We start from the raw sequence: 15,838 nt of genomic DNA, 5'->3' as shown, positions 1-15,838 counted from the left end.
GGATCAAACTCTCCATAAAAGTAGTTTGAAAGCTCATTAGCTTTGCTAGCGTATCAACTAAAAGTTGATATCTATTTATTACTTATGTTTCGTTCGCTAACTTAGTTGTTAGCTACTTAAAACGTTATTGATTACGTTTTGCTTGTTCAGTTTTCAAGGTTCATGTTGTTGTCGCTTTGTTACAGCGACTTTTATATATTAACATTTCTCGTTTTTGTTGTCAACACTTTTTTCAAAATGTTTTCTCATTCGTGATGAGCAACTTTTAAATCTTATCACTATTAGATGTCATTGTCAACACCTAAAATTACGATTCGATTTGAGATTGTTATGTTTTTCTGCGTCGCGTTAACGACAAGTAATAATTTATCACGTTCTTTCTATTTGCGCAAGTGTTTTTTAATAAAAAATAACACGATTTTCGCAAACCAGACACTAACGAGTGATTTAATGCTTTTTCAGCACTTTTAACTATACCAATCGTCACTCCGTAACATGATTAATTGTTTTTTCTACTATACATCTGATTTTTTAAAATCTCAACTAAAAAAGTAAAGGAGACTCAATTGTTTCGAGTCTCCTTCTATCTTATATAACTATTTCGCTATATGACGCATCGTTGGGAATAATAACACATCGCGGATTGATGGTGAATTCGTAAGGAGCATGATTAAACGGTCGATACCAATACCTAGACCACCTGTTGGAGGCATACCGTACTCTAATGCTTCTACGAAATCATTATCCATTTCGTGCGCTTCATCGTTACCCGCTTCTTTTTCGGCTAACTGTGCTACGAAGCGTTCGCGTTGGTCGATCGGGTCATTTAGTTCTGTGAAAGCATTTGCGTGCTCACGACGTACGATAAATAACTCAAAACGATCTGTGAAACGCTCGTCCTCAGGATTTTTCTTCGCAAGTGGAGAGATTTCCACAGGATGACCATATACGAAAGTAGGTTGAACTAATGTTTCTTCAACTTTTTGTTCAAAGAATTCATTGATAACGTGACCCACTTCATGTGCTGGCTTTACCTCTACGCCATGTTCTTTCGCCAATGCCTGCGCTTGTTCTTTCGTCATCGTTTGCCAGAAATCAACACCTGTTGCTTCTTTAACTATATCTACCATGTGGACACGTTTCCAACCTACCGCTAAGTTGATTTCGTCTTCACCGTACTGAACCGTTGTTGTACCTAGCACTTCTTGTGCAACATGTGCGATTAAGTTTTCTGTTAAAGACATAATGTCTTTGTAATCAGCATACGCTTCATACAGCTCGATCATTGTGAATTCTGGATTATGGCGTGTTGAGATCCCTTCGTTACGGAATACACGTCCAATTTCGTATACTTTTTCAAGCCCACCAACGATTAAACGCTTTAAGTGAAGTTCAATAGCGATACGCATATACAGTTCCATATCAAGTGCGTTGTGGTGTGTAATGAACGGACGAGCCGCTGCACCACCCGGAATTGTATGAAGCATCGGTGTTTCTACTTCTAAGTAACCAATGTTATCAAGGTAGTTACGGATCGCACGAATGATTTTAGAACGTGTAATGAATGTTGCTTTACTATCTTCATTCGTCATTAAGTCTAAATAACGTTGACGGTAGCGTTGCTCTACATCTTGTAAGCCATGGAATTTCTCCGGCATCGGACGTAGCGACTTTGTTAAGAATGTAAACTCTTCAGCTTTTACTGAAAGCTCTCCTACTTGAGTACGGAATACATTACCACGAATACCTACAATATCACCTAGGTCAGCTTGCTTGAATAATTCATAAGCTTCTTCGCCAATATGATCTTGACGTACGTAGATTTGAATTTGGCCACCTAAATCTTGAATATGTGCAAAGCCAGCTTTACCTTTTCCACGTTTCGTCATAATTCGACCCGCGATTATAACTTCTTGTAAGTTTTCTTCTAATTGTTCTTTGGATTGATCACTAAATTGTTCAAGTACTTCTGTAGATAAATGTGTGCGTTCGAAACGGCTACCGAATGGATCTTGACCGTTTTCACGAATAGTCGTCATTTTTTGGCGTCTCACCAAAAGCTGATCATTTAATTCTTCAATATTTGACACTTGTTTCACTCCTTATTAAATTGTCCGCGTTTACGTCCATAATATTTCTATTGTACACAATTTCAAAGCTGTATTCATCTGTTTCGGTTTAATTTCCGTACCCGTTGAGATAATTAATAATTCAAACAATATTACACAAAGAAAAAATCCCTTAATAGCATTACACTAGAAAGGGACTTTGTGGCTTATAAGATAATTTCTTTTGGCGTTGTCGCAAGGTATGCCGCTTCACTTTCCTCATACTCATCCACTAACGCATTTAATAATGCTCGTAACTCTGTTGCTGTTTCTGTTTGGTTAATGGCTTTACGCGCTTTACCGTTACCACGTATACCTTTCAAATACCAAGAAGCATGCTTACGCATTTCACGAACTGCTACGCCTTCACCTTTTAATTGCATTAAACGCTCAAAGTGAAGTAAGCATACATCTATTTTTTCACGTACACCAGGCTCTTCTTTTAATTCGCCTGTTTCTAAATAATGCACAGTGCGATAAATCATCCATGGGTTACCTAGCGCTGCACGGCCGATCATCACGGCATCGACACCTGTTGTGTCAAGCATACGTTTTGCATCTTGCGGTGTTTCGACGTCACCATTACCTAGTATAGGAATGTTAACGTTCTCCTTTACTTGGCGAATAATATCCCAGTTTGCTTTACCTTCATACATTTGTACACGTGTACGACCATGAACAGCTACTGCTGACGCACCAGCACGTTCTGCCGCTTGCGCATTTTCCACAGCAAATATATGTTCGTCATCCCAACCAATACGCATTTTCACGCTGACTGGTTTTTTTACTGCATCGACTACTGCAGCTACCATTTCGTATAGTTTATTTGGATCAAGTAGTAAACGTGCGCCTGCTTCACATTTAATAATTTTATTAACTGGGCACCCCATATTAATATCAATAATGTCTGCAGTCGTGTTTTGATCTACATATTTAGCCGCTTCTACTAGTGTTTCTTTATCGCCACCGAAAATTTGTAATGAAAGAGGATTTTCACGTTCATCGATATATAACATACCTAATGTCTTTTCGTTTTTTTGGACAATCCCTTTATCACTAATCATCTCGGCATAAACAAGCCCTGCTCCGAACTCTTTGACGGTTAGACGGAAAGCAGAGTTACAAATACCAGCCATTGGCGCTAAAACAACACGGTTGTCCATGACAATATCGCCAATTTGAAACGGTTTTTTAGTTGAATGATTCAACGCTGTTCCCTCCTCCTTGTGGGTCCTTACCCTTTAACTCTTGTATATCTATCTCTAATGCTTGTGCAATCATCGTTAATAGCTCCACTGACGGCATCCTTTCTCCACGCTCGATTTTACCCAAGATAGTCGTTGAAATACTTATCCTCTTGGCAAATTCAACTTGTTGCATGCATTTTAGCTTTCGAAACGCACGAATTCGTCTACCATATCGATCGTTTTCCATAAAATTACGCCTTCCTTCTCACGATCCAGCTGTTCCATTGTTCGGTGAGCAAGCTGCAATTGCTTATTCTCTGGTGTCGGCGTAATGTCAATCAGTGGTACTAACACGAAAGCTCGTTCATACATCCTTGGATGAGGAACAATTAAGCTCTCCGTTTCAATATTTTCGTGATTGTAGAGCAAAATGTCAAGGTCAATAATTCGAGGCCCCCAACGAAATTCACGTACACGTCCCAATTCATTTTCAATGGATTGGCAAATCTTCAACATCTCACTAGAGGAATGTATCGTTTTCACATAAACAGCAATATTTAAAAAATCAGCTTGATTAGTAAATCCAACTGCTGCCGTTTCATAGACAGAAGAAATGCGTTCTACCTCTACACCTTCTGTACCCATCAATAATTTAACGGCATGTTGTAAGTTTTCATAGCGCTCACCAATATTGGTCCCAATGGATAAATACACATCATTCATTAAAATTCGCCTCGTGTTACTTCAACTGATACCTCTTTATAATAACCGTGAATCGGCGGATCAGGCTTTATGAGTTCCACACGAACACCTTTCACTTTATCTGGATAAGCAGTTAAAATGCTATTGGCTATTTTTGATACAAGTGCTTCAATAAGTTTAAACGGTTCACCTTCTACGATGTCACGACATAATGCATATACCTCTGCATAGTTCACCGTGTAAGTTAAATCATCCGTTTCGCCAGCCTCCTGCATATCAACCGCTAGCGAAACATTGGCACGGAAACGTTGTCCAAGCGTTGTTTCCGCTGCTAATACACCATGATAACCATAAAATTGCATATCTTTTAAATGAATATAATCCATTAGACTTCCTCCTTATACGTGCGTTTGCCGACTAATACGTCTGTCATATAGGTTGCTCGTGTCATTTCCTTCACATCATGTACACGGATCATATGGCAACCTTTTTCAATGCCATAAACGACAGTCGCACTAGTACCTTCTACTCGTTCTTCTACAGGTAACTTCAAGACATTTCCAATCATTGATTTACGAGAAGTCGCTAAAAGAACAGGATAGCCCATTGCTACTAACTCATCTAAATGTTGCATCATTGTAATGTTTTGTGCCGTTGTTTTTGCAAAACCAATACCTGGATCTAAAATAATATGTGTATCTGGCACGCCTGCCTTATGGGCAATCGCAATACTTTCTTCTAAATCAGCCTTTGCTGTAGTCCAGAAATCAGTGCCATAATCTGTGTTTACTCGGTTATGCATCAAAATGATAGGCACGTTTAATTCTGCTGCCACTTGTGCAATTTCAGGTTCGCTTTTTGCGCCCCAAATATCATTAATAATATGCGCCCCTGCTTCAACAGCTGCTCGCGCAACACTCGCTTTATACGTATCCACCGAAATAATCGCTGGCACTTCCGCTAGTAATGCTTTAATAACAGGCACTATGCGTGCTATTTCTTCTTCATCAGAAATGCGTTCATAACCTGGACGTGTGGATTCTCCACCAACATCGATAATTTTCGCACCGTCTGCAACCATTTTTTTTGCCTGTGCGACAGCCGCTTCTACGTTATAGTACTTACCGCCGTCTGAGAATGAATCCGGCGTGACATTTAAAATGCCCATAACAAAAGTTTCCTTTGTGTAGTCCAAAGGTATACCGTTTAGTGTTAACGGCGTTGTATATTTTTCTAGCATTAATAACGCTCCTTATATCACTGCTTTATTTCCTCGACATACGCTTCGTGTAAACGCGTGTAGACAGGCCCTTTGTTACCAAGTAGTTGAATATCCTCAAGCCGGCCAATCGGTACAAGCTCTTGTACTGAGTTTGTAATAAAACACTCCGATGCCTGTTCTACGTCATTTTGCGTAAACAAACCTACTTCTACTTGAATACCAAGTTGCTTTGCCTTTTGTATAACCCAATTTCTCGTAATACCAGGTAAAATCCCTGTCTCTAAAGAAGGCGTATATAGTATATCACCTTTTACCCAAAAAACATTTGAGGTCACACCTTCTGCCACATAACCCTCCTCTGTTAAAAAGAAGCCTTCCTGCGTCGCTAAAGAAGGCAATTCAAAACGACCAAGTACGTTATTTCCATAATGGTGGGATTTCACACGAACACCATGCTCTGGTGAATTTCTCGGTGTTTCTAGCCACTGTGCTCTTTTTTCTTGCCCACTCGGTGCAGCATTTAGTTCTTTGCGAAACACTATGACGTTCGGCTCCGTATATTCAGTCGGTTGCAACCCAATACCATGCTCACCTGCCGACACATTTAAACGAAAATAGCCATCCTGCCCACCAGCCTTTTCATTTAGATATTCAACAACTGCTATTAGCTCGTCCGGCGTATACGGTATATGGATGCGGAACTGTGTGAGCGCAGCTTGTAGCCTTTCCATATGCGCTTCAAAAAACAGAATCTTTCCCCCATACGTACGAAACGTTTCAAAAAAACCAAGACCATATAAAAAGCCGTGGTCAAATGGCGAAATACGTAAATCAGCTGCCGTCACATATTCACCGTTCATCCAGCACTGCATCTACTTCTCTCCCTCCACGTACAACTCGATAAAGTGACGTAATAACTTTTTACCTTCTTCCGTCATTATCGATTCAGGATGATACTGCACACCTTCGATTGCATATTCCTTATGGCGAATCCCCATAATCTCTCCCTCTGCCGTCCACGCTGTCACATCGAAACATTCCGGTAATGTCTCCTTCTCTACAATAAGCGAGTGATAGCGAGTTGCCTGAAACGGATTTGGCATTTCAGCATGAAGACCAATCTCTGCATGTATTACAGGTGATGTTTTACCATGCATTAATCGCTCTGCACGAATCACGTTGCCACCGAATACTTGTGCAATTGCCTGATGTCCAAGACACACACCTAAAATCGGAATATTTCCTGCGAAATATTTAATAATATTTAAACTCTCGCCCGCTTCATTTGGACTGCATGGCCCTGGTGAAATCACAATCATATCAGGTGCAAGTTGCTCAATCTCCTTAACTGTTAGCACATCGTTACGCTTTACAATTAGTTCATGGCCAAATTCACCAAAATACTGAACAAGGTTATACGTAAAAGAATCATAGTTATCAATCATTAAAATCATTTAGAACGCTCCTCCGCCATTGCTTTTGCTTGCCACATTGCTTTCGCCTTGTTAAGGGACTCTTGATATTCCTTCTCCGGAATCGAATCAATAACAATACCTGCTCCAGCTTGAATATGTGCCACACCATCTTTGACAAACGCTGTGCGAATAACAATATTAAATTCCATATCGCCGGTATAACCTAACCAACCGATTGAGCCTGTGTATAGACCTCTACGAACTGGTTCTAGCTCCTCGATAATTTCCATCGTACGAATTTTTGGCGCACCTGTAATCGTACCTCCTGGGAACATCGCTCGTACAACATCAGCATTCGTTTTACCCTCTGCAATTTTCCCACGTACATTTGAAACGATGTGCATTACATGCGAATACCGCTCAATGACCATAAATTCATCAACCTCTACTGAGCCATAAGCAGAAACTCGCCCTAAATCATTACGCTCTAAGTCTACTAGCATCACATGCTCAGCGCGTTCTTTCTCGTTATCGATTAACTCCTGTGCTAGAGCTAGATCTTCCACTTCTGATTTACCACGTGGGCGTGTACCCGCAATTGGTCTTGTCGATAATTCACTTCCGTGGCGTTTCACTAAAAGTTCTGGTGAACCGGATACCACTGCAAAGTCAGGCGCCTCAATGTATGCCATATAGGGTGATGGATTAAATGCTCGCAATGCCTCATAAACATCCATAGCAGTTGCGTTTAACTTCTTCGATTGGCGTACTGACAAGTTCACTTGGAATACATCACCTTGCGCAATATATGTTTGAATTTTGCGTACAGCAGTTTCAAAATCTGTACCTGCAAATGACACACGCAGTTCGTTTTCATCATTTAGCACTTCAACTGCACCTGACTTTTCAAATTTACGTACTTCTAAGCCTTCTCTTGCAGCTGTTTGCCAAGTATTAGAGAGCTCTTCTAAATCAATATCACAGCTTGGCAGCTTCATAAGTGTCACGATGTTCGTATGCACATCATGTACGGCCCAACAGTCAAATAAGTAAAAGTAAATATCCGGTACAGCTAAATCATCCACTGCAAGTTCTGGCAGCTCTTCAATTTTTCGCGCATAATCGTACGACACGAAGCCGACCGCCCCGCCCTGAAAAGCAGGTAAAGCAGCGTTGTAAGGAACTTCGTATTTTTTTAATAGGTCCTCGAGCAAAGCGAGAGGCTCGCCGTGAAAAATTTCGCTTTTTTCGTCTCGCCACGTGACCTGCAAGCCATTTTCAACTGAACGAGCCGTTGCTAATGGTTGCCACGCTGCAATCGTAAAGTGCCCACCGCGTCCACTTTCTAAAAACACATGGGCCTTTTCGTCCTCTGTTTGTCTCTTATAGCTATAAAAAAATGCGTCGGCATTCATTGAAAATGTCGTCGTAGATAATGTATTCACACGTAAAATCTCCTTTGAATCATGTTATTTGATTCCATCTTAACGTGAACGATGCGGAGATGCTATTTTTTTATACAAAATAAAAAGCGAGACCCTCAGATTATGAGAGACTCGCCATATAAAAGGAAAAATTAGTCTTCGAATTGGTATAAAGGTGTAGATAGGTAACGTTCGCCGTTTGAAGGAACCACCGCTAGAACGTTTGATCCTTTACCTAAACGTTTAGCTGTTTCGATTGCCGCATGAATAGCTGCTCCTGAAGAAATACCGCATAGAATTCCTTCTTCACGCGCTACTTTACGAGCTACCTCGAAAGCAGTTTCGTTTTCTACAGGGAAAATAGAGCCGTAAACTTCTGTATCTAATACTGCCGGAATGAAACCAGCACCGATTCCTTGAATTTTATGTGGCCCTGGGTTACCACCTGCAAGTACCGGAGAATCTTTAGGTTCAACAGCAATAATTTCGATTCCAGGGAAGGCCTCTTTCAAGACGCCACCTGCACCTGTAATTGTACCACCAGTACCAACACCTGCTACAAAAGCATCTAATTTTAAACCTTCGAAAGCTTCTACAATTTCAGGGCCAGTTGTTAAACGGTGAACTTCTGCATTCGCTGCGTTCGTAAATTGTTGTGGTAAGAAGTAGCCATGCTCAGCAGATAATTCTTCTGCTTTTGCAATCGCACCTTTCATTCCTCCTGGCCCTGGAGTTAACACTAAATCTGCACCGTACGCACGTAATAAGTTGCGACGTTCTAAGCTCATCGTTTCTGGCATTACTAAAATAGCATTATAGCCTTTTGCCGCTGCAATCATTGCTAGACCTATACCTGTGTTACCTGAAGTTGGTTCAATAATTGTTCCACCTGGTTTTAATGTGCCATCTTTTTCAGCTGCTTCGATCATTGCTAGAGCTAAACGGTCTTTTACTGAACTACCTGGGTTGAAGTATTCTAATTTCACATAGACTGTACCTTCATTTTCGCTTGTTGCATTGTTTAATTTTACGATTGGTGTTTTACCAACTAATTCTGCCACCGAGTTTGCTAATTTACTCATAAATAATCACACTCCCCAATCCCTACTATTTTTATAGGTTTTACTTAATTTGTATTTTATCAAGTTTTTCAGGTTGTTGTCAATAAATAAAACTGATATTTTCAGAATATTTATTGTACGATTGATGGCAACAAATCATTAACGTTAAAAAGCTAGAAAGTACAGGACTTTCTAGCTTCACGTTATTTCTTCTCTTCACCATAATACCAAGTTGCTTTAAATTCTGACCAAAATGCTTCTGGTGTTACGTGTTGTGGTACTTGCTCTAATGCAAGTTCACGCTCAATATGTTCTTTCACATCGTCATATGTAAATGATTGACCTTTTGCCACTTCTTGAACTTGAACTATCGCATAATGACCGTTATCTAACTTAATAACCTTACTTACATCACCGTCTGACAGTCCTATAGCGGCTTTTATAATCGCCTCATCTACATTTTCCTGCTTTTCTGTAATGAAACCAATATCTCCACCAAGGCTGGCCGATGCACTATCTATAGAGATTTCACGTGCTAGCACAGAAAAATCAGAGCCATCTTTCAACTCACTTAATGCCTCGTCCGCCTTCTTTTTCGAGTCCACTTCAATGACACTTGTACGATAGCTAGTTTCAATATTGTATAATGCCTTGTTCTCTTCATAATACTTTTTGATACTAGATTCTTCTATGCCTACGTCTTTTGTAAGTACTTTATCTAAGATAAGCTGTGAGCGAAGCTTTTGTCGTAGTTGTTCATCAGAAAGATTTTGCATCGCAGTATCGAATTTATCCTGAGCCGAACGCATTAAAGCAAGCTCTAGATCAATTTCTTTATCAGATACTTTAATTTTAAATTTTGCAGCAGCTTTTTCCATTACAGACTCATTCACTAAATTTTGCAGTGTTTCTTTCCCGTAACGGTCTTCCATTGCAACCATCCAGTCCTGGCGCGTAATGACATCTCCATCAATGACAGCGACTTGTTCGTCGCTGCCAATTTCTTTCCCTTTGTCTGGGATTAACCAAGAAATAAACCATAAAACATTTCCTAATAACAAAATAGCGAGTATTGCTAGTACCGGTTTAGTTTTTAAACGGCGTTGCGATAAGGGCGTTTGATTTGGTGTTGTTGGATTGCGTCTTGGGTTACGCGTTGAGTTCATCGATGAAACCTTCTAATTCTTCTTTAGAGAATTGGTATGCCTCCAAGCAGAAATGACATTGCGCCTCTGCTTTCCCATCTTCCTCAATCATTTCTCGAATTTCTTGTTCACCTAAGCCTATGATTGCTGCACCAAATCGCTCTTTTGAACATTGACATTTAAATTCAACCGGCATTGAATCTAAAATTTGGACATGCCCTTCACCTAATACTGCCTCTAGAATTTGCTCTGGTGTAAAACCTTTTTCAATCATTTTTGATACAGGTTCTAAGTTTGCTAAATGTTGCTCGATTGCATCAATTGTTTCTTCTTCACAACCTGGCATTAATTGTAGAATGAAGCCACCCGCAGCTAATATCGTATTGTCTGGGTTGACTAATACACCTAATCCTACTGATGAAGGCACCTGCTCAGATGTAGCAAAATAATATGTGAAATCCTCTGCAATTTCACCTGAAACGATTGGTGTTTGTCCTGAGAACATGTCACGTAAACCTAGATCTTTTACAACTGTTAATGCACCTTCTGTACCTACACCCGCACGTACATCTAACTTGCCTTGTTCGTTTAAATCAAAATGAACATGTGGATTTGTAACAAAACCACGCACTTCACCTTTTGCATTACTATCAATAACCATAGGACCAATTGGACCATTACCTTCAATTTTGATCGTAATTTTTTCTTCACCTTTAAGCATGGCACCCATCATAACACCTGCAGTCATTGAACGGCCAAGTGCCGCTGATACGATCGGCCAAGTATTATGTCGTTGTTGCGCTTCTCCCACTGTTGCCGTTGTGCAAGCTGCAAATACACGTACTTGCCCATTAAATCCTAAACCTCTAACTAAATAATCTTTCATATTCGAAAAATCCCTCATTCCTTATTGATTGCGTTTATATAGCTTATATAAACCTTTTAATGTTAAAAACGGATCAACAACATCGATTGCTTGTGTCTCTCCTGCAATTAAATTTGCTAAACCACCTGTTGCAATGACCAGTGGTTCTTCCTTACTTTGAGCCTTCATACGATTAACTATGCCCTCGACTTGCCCAACAAAACCGTAAAAAATACCAGCTTGCATTGCTGAAACTGTTGTTTTGCCAACAATATTATTCGGACGCATTATTTCAATACGCGGCAATCTGGCCGCCTGCGTATACAGTGCTTCTGTTGATATCGTGATGCCTGGCGCAATTGCACCACCCTGATAGTCACCCTTCTCGTTCAAATAGCAGTACGTCGTTGCTGTCCCAAAGTCCACGATAATTATCGGCGTTTTGTAGGTATCTAGTGCCGCAATGGCATTGACAATACGGTCAGCACCGACTTCACGTGGATTTTCATACTTAATATTTAACCCGGTTTTCACTCCCGGGCCAACCACAAGTGGTTTTTTATGAAAATACTTTTGGCACATTGCCTCGAGCGAAAACATAATTGGTGGTACAACAGAGGATATAATAATGCCCTTAATATGTTCAAATGAAATGCCTGCATGATTGAAAAAGGCTTGCACTTGCATCGCATATTCATCTTCTGTTTTATGAAGATCCGTTACCATACGCCAATGAAAAGCAAGCCTATCTTCTTCATACACACCTAAAACAATATTTGAATTCCCTGCATCTAATACTAAAATCATGGACGGCACCTCTACTAATCAATTGCGCCTCAGCGTAATTGTTTCTGACGCTTCGCTTTCGCACAAAAAACAATGCGTCTGGATTTTGAACAGCTACTGAATAAAGTTAAAACACTTTAGAAAATCATACCACAGTTTTAATATGAAAAATAACTTTCCTACTTACAAAAAAGAGCTAACCTAAAAGTTAGTTAGGTAGCTCTTTACATATTATTTGAAATTAAATTTTTCTGGGTCTGGGCCACAACGTAAACCGTCGTTCATTGCATCTAGCTTGGCCATTTCCTCATCCGTTAATGCAAAATCAAAGACACTTAAATTTTCTTTCATACGTGTAGGTGTCATCGTTTTAGGAATCGTTACGACATTATGCTGTACGTCATAGCGTAATACAATTTGCGCTGGTGTTTTATCGTATTTAGTAGCAAGCTGTTGAATTAGCTCTTCTTCAAGTAATGCACCGTTCATAAGTGGTGACCAAGCCTCTACTTGAATACCATGCTCATGACAATACGCACGTACTTCAGTTTGTGTTAAATGCGGATGGAACTCAATTTGGTTAATGACTGGTACAACTGTCGTTTGTGCCAGTAAATTTTCTAAATGATGTACATGGAAATTACTCACGCCGATTGACCGCACACGACCGTCTTGATAAATTTTTTCAAGCGCTTTATAAGCCTCTACATGCTTTGTATCTATACCCGGCCAGTGAATTAAATATAAATCCAAATAATCTAGCCCAAGTTTCTCTAAACTATCGTCATAAGCGGCTAACGTCTCTTCATAGGAAAGGCCATCATTCCAAACTTTTGATGTAACAAATAGTTCTTCGCGTGTCACTAAACCTTCGGCAATAGCAGCACGAATTCCGCGGCCGACACCTTCTTCATTGCGGTATATTTGTGCCGTATCAATACTCCGGTAACCTGTAGCAATAGCCATTTTCACAGCCTCCGCTAAATCTTCTCCGTCTGGCACACGGAATACACCGTAGCCCACTAGAGGCATTTCAAGTCCATTATTCAACGTTACACTTCCCATGTTCAACACTCCTATCGGTTCAATATGTAGATGCACAAGGCATTATCTATATCCTAATGCTTTAGGTCAAAAAAAGGCAAAAGAAAAGGCTGTTTACAAAAATGGTAAACAGCCTTTCACATGATTAATCACGTTTTTCTTTAATTCCCTCAGGAGCGTCTTGTTGTACGCTACCTTCTTTAGTTAAATCTGCAGTTGATGGATCTGCTTTTTTACCCACTACCTCTTTTTCAAGCGAAGGAGTTCCAGCTGTTTCCACAACTGTATCAGCATCTTTTCCTAAACCAATTGTTTTGTTTTCTTCAATAACAGCTGGTTCAGCTACGCGCTCTGGTAATGTACCATAATCCCGTAAATGTTCAATTTGCTCTGCATCTAATGTTTCAACTTCAAGTAAAGTTGTCGCAATTAAATCTAAAAGCTCCCGTTTTTCAGTAAGAATTTTTTTCGTACGCTCATATTGCTCAACAATCATAGCCTGCATTTCTTTATCGATTTCAAAGGCAATTGATTCCGAATAGTTTTTGTCTGAGTTAATGTCACGTCCTAAGAAGACATTACCACCTTGGCTTGAACCAAATTGCATTGGCCCAAGTTTGTCACTCATACCATATTCAGTTACCATTGAGCGCGCAATGCTCGTTGCACGTTGGAAATCATTATGTGCACCAGTTGATACTTCACCAAAGACGATATCTTCCGCTACACGACCACCAAGTAATCCGGCGATTTTATCGAGTAATTCAGGTTTAGTCATGAAGTAACGATCTTCTTTTGGAAGCATCACTGCATAACCACCTGCTTGACCACGAGGGACAATTGTTACTTTGTGTACTTTTTCAGCTTCATCAAGTGTCAGTCCGACAACAACGTGACCTGCTTCGTGGAATGCCACAATATTACGTTCTTTTTTAGAAATAACCTTACCTGTTTTTGCAGGACCTGCGATAACGCGGTCTGTTGCTTCGTCAATATCGAACATGTCAATTTTCTTTTTACCGCGACGTGCTGCTACAAGAGCTGCTTCGTTAAGTAAGTTTTCTAAATCTGCACCCGAGAAACCTGGTGTACGTTGTGCAATAGCTTTTAAATCTACTTGATCTGCTAAAGGTTTGTTGCGAGCATGTACTTTAAGTACTTCTTCACGACCTTTTACATCTGGACGTCCAACTGTAATTTGACGGTCAAATCGACCTGGACGTAGTAATGCTGGATCTAGAATATCTGGGCGGTTTGTTGCAGCGACGATAATAATACCTTCGTTAGCACCGAACCCATCCATTTCAACCAACAATTGGTTTAATGTTTGTTCACGCTCATCGTGACCACCACCTAGACCCGCGCCACGTTGACGACCTACAGCATCAATTTCATCGATGAAAATGATACATGGGGCATTTTTCTTCGCATTTTCAAATAGGTCACGTACACGAGATGCACCGACACCGACGAACATTTCTACGAAGTCTGAACCTGAGATTGAGAAGAAAGGAACACCAGCTTCACCAGCAACTGCACGAGCAAGTAATGTTTTACCTGTACCTGGAGGACCTACTAGTAGAATACCTTTTGGAATACGCGCACCAATTTCAGTGAATTTTCGGTGGTCTTTTAAGAAATCAACCACTTCAACAAGTTCAGCTTTTTCTTCATCTGCACCCGCTACATCTGTAAATCTCACTTTTTTCTTTTGATCATCATATAGTTTGGCTTTACTTTTACCAAAACTCATTACTTTATTTCCGCCGCCTTGAGATTGACTCATTAGGAAGAAGAATAAGAAGATGATAATGATAAACGGAATAATCCCGGTGAAGAATTGAATCCATCCACTTGTTTCTGGCGCTGTTAAATATTTAATTTTGCTATTTTCATCGACAGCTTTATCGATACGGTCCATTAACGCTTGGTTATCGCGTGGGAGATTAACTGTAAAGGTTTCACCCTTTTCATAACCTTCCATCGCACCTTCAACGATATATACCGATTTATCTGGTTGAATGTTTGCATTTGTTATTTTATCCTTATCGAGAGCATCCAGGAACTCATAATAAGTTATTTCTTTCGTTGGTGAATTGCCACCGTTGAAAGTACCAAAAATACCGATAATCACCAGGAAAATCAGTAAATAAAATATGGTATATCGAAATATTCGATTCATCTCCAGCCTCCTCATTACATACAGAAAAATTATAAGTAAAATCTTAACATATCATGATTTCATCATACAACGAAAAGCCCTAAGCAAAATATTTTTTGTCGGAATTTTGTCGAAATCCAAACAAATTTACTTACTTAAAAAGAATAGACTTTTGGTTTTAAAATGCCGATGTACGGTAAGTTACGATATTTTTCCGCGTAATCTAAACCATAACCAACTACGAAACCATCTGGAACTTTGAAGCCAACATAGTCAGCCGCTAAGTTTACTTTACGACCTGATGGCTTGTCTAAAAGTGTCACAATTTTAATTGATTTTGCTTTACGATATTTAAATAAATCTACTAGGTAACTCAGTGTTAAGCCACTATCGATGATGTCCTCGATAATTAATACATCACGCCCCTCAACGCTTGTATTTAAATCTTTTAAAATTTTCACTTCTCCAGATGAAACTGTCGCATTACCATAACTTGAAACGTCCATGAAATCTAGCTCGATGAAAGAATCGAAACGTTTCATTAAATCTGTCATAAATGGCATCGCACCTTTAAGTACGCCTACAGCTAACGGGAATGAATCTTGATATTCCTCTGTTAATTGCGCACCCAATTCTGCTATTCTCTCCTGCAATTGTTCTTCTGTAATCATAATTTTCTCGATGTCATTTTGTATCATATCAATTCCTCCTCGTGTTG

16 protein-coding genes are annotated in these 15,838 nt (G+C 39.9%); all 16 read right to left on the bottom strand.

Translation table 11 applies throughout. The annotated features are described in order from the left end of the window. Nucleotides 1-596: 596 nt before the first annotated feature. Nucleotides 597-2,099, bottom strand: a complete 1,503-nt coding sequence (gene lysS, locus ACIQ2D_RS20420) for a lysine--tRNA ligase (protein ID WP_402867140.1) — start codon at nt 2,097-2,099, stop codon at nt 597-599. A gap of 176 nt (nt 2,100-2,275) precedes the next feature. Then, nucleotides 2,276-3,316 carry a tRNA dihydrouridine synthase DusB gene (gene dusB / locus ACIQ2D_RS20415; RefSeq protein ID WP_402867139.1) on the bottom strand — a complete coding sequence of 347 codons (1,041 nt, stop codon included), beginning with the start codon at nt 3,314-3,316 and terminating at the stop codon, nt 2,276-2,278. Beyond that, nucleotides 3,300-3,488 carry a helix-turn-helix domain-containing protein gene (locus tag ACIQ2D_RS20410; RefSeq protein ID WP_402867138.1) on the bottom strand — a complete coding sequence of 63 codons (189 nt, stop codon included), beginning with the start codon at nt 3,486-3,488 and terminating at the stop codon, nt 3,300-3,302. Before ACIQ2D_RS20410 ends, dusB begins: the two co-directional genes overlap by 17 nt. A 5-nt stretch (nt 3,489-3,493) precedes the next feature. After that, nucleotides 3,494-4,018 (bottom strand): 2-amino-4-hydroxy-6-hydroxymethyldihydropteridine diphosphokinase, encoded by a 525-nt coding sequence (gene folK / locus ACIQ2D_RS20405; protein ID WP_402867137.1) that lies wholly within the window; start codon nt 4,016-4,018, stop codon nt 3,494-3,496. Continuing rightward, on the bottom strand, nt 4,018-4,383 hold the full coding sequence (folB, locus tag ACIQ2D_RS20400) for a dihydroneopterin aldolase (protein WP_402867136.1): 366 nt from the start codon (nt 4,381-4,383) through the stop codon (nt 4,018-4,020). The genes folK and folB overlap by 1 nt, the downstream gene beginning before the upstream one ends. Continuing rightward, entirely contained in the window at nt 4,383-5,237 is an 855-nt protein-coding gene (gene folP / locus ACIQ2D_RS20395; RefSeq protein WP_402867135.1) for a dihydropteroate synthase, read from the bottom strand. The genes folB and folP overlap by 1 nt, the downstream gene beginning before the upstream one ends. A gap of 17 nt (nt 5,238-5,254) precedes the next feature. After that, nucleotides 5,255-6,091: an aminodeoxychorismate lyase gene (pabC, locus tag ACIQ2D_RS20390; protein ID WP_402867134.1), complete on the bottom strand. Its 837-nt coding sequence runs from the start codon at nt 6,089-6,091 to the stop codon at nt 5,255-5,257. Next, entirely contained in the window at nt 6,092-6,673 is a 582-nt protein-coding gene (gene pabA, locus ACIQ2D_RS20385; RefSeq protein WP_402867133.1) for an aminodeoxychorismate/anthranilate synthase component II, read from the bottom strand. Next, entirely contained in the window at nt 6,670-8,049 is a 1,380-nt protein-coding gene (pabB, locus tag ACIQ2D_RS20380) for an aminodeoxychorismate synthase, component I (protein WP_402867142.1), read from the bottom strand. The genes pabA and pabB overlap by 4 nt, the downstream gene beginning before the upstream one ends. Before the next feature lie 161 nt (nt 8,050-8,210). Then, nucleotides 8,211-9,140, bottom strand: a complete 930-nt coding sequence (gene cysK, locus ACIQ2D_RS20375; RefSeq protein WP_402867132.1) for a cysteine synthase A — start codon at nt 9,138-9,140, stop codon at nt 8,211-8,213. A 182-nt stretch (nt 9,141-9,322) separates the two neighbouring features. Next, the gene (locus ACIQ2D_RS20370; protein ID WP_402867131.1) at nt 9,323-10,285 is read right to left on the bottom strand and encodes a peptidyl-prolyl cis-trans isomerase; all 963 of its coding nucleotides are present in this window, start codon (nt 10,283-10,285) and stop codon (nt 9,323-9,325) included. Then, nucleotides 10,269-11,150 carry an Hsp33 family molecular chaperone HslO gene (hslO, locus tag ACIQ2D_RS20365; RefSeq protein ID WP_402867130.1) on the bottom strand — a complete coding sequence of 294 codons (882 nt, stop codon included), beginning with the start codon at nt 11,148-11,150 and terminating at the stop codon, nt 10,269-10,271. The genes ACIQ2D_RS20370 and hslO overlap by 17 nt, the downstream gene beginning before the upstream one ends. 21 nt (nt 11,151-11,171) lie before the next feature. Next, the gene (locus tag ACIQ2D_RS20360) at nt 11,172-11,936 is read right to left on the bottom strand and encodes a type III pantothenate kinase (RefSeq protein WP_402867129.1); all 765 of its coding nucleotides are present in this window, start codon (nt 11,934-11,936) and stop codon (nt 11,172-11,174) included. Nucleotides 11,937-12,146: 210 nt separating this feature from the next. Beyond that, on the bottom strand, nt 12,147-12,980 hold the full coding sequence (locus tag ACIQ2D_RS20355; RefSeq protein WP_402867128.1) for an aldo/keto reductase: 834 nt from the start codon (nt 12,978-12,980) through the stop codon (nt 12,147-12,149). 124 nt (nt 12,981-13,104) lie between these two features. Then, nucleotides 13,105-15,141: an ATP-dependent zinc metalloprotease FtsH gene (gene ftsH / locus ACIQ2D_RS20350; RefSeq protein WP_402867127.1), complete on the bottom strand. Its 2,037-nt coding sequence runs from the start codon at nt 15,139-15,141 to the stop codon at nt 13,105-13,107. A 134-nt stretch (nt 15,142-15,275) separates the two neighbouring features. Then, nucleotides 15,276-15,818 (bottom strand): hypoxanthine phosphoribosyltransferase, encoded by a 543-nt coding sequence (hpt, locus tag ACIQ2D_RS20345; RefSeq protein WP_402867126.1) that lies wholly within the window; start codon nt 15,816-15,818, stop codon nt 15,276-15,278. Nucleotides 15,819-15,838 lie beyond the last annotated feature (20 nt).

It is taken from the genome of Lysinibacillus sp. NPDC097287, assembly GCF_044761695.1.
GTDB lineage: Bacteria > Bacillota > Bacilli > Bacillales_A > Planococcaceae > Lysinibacillus.
The sequence above is the reverse complement of the archived record's forward strand: the minus strand, read 5'-3'. Positions and strand labels throughout refer to the sequence as shown.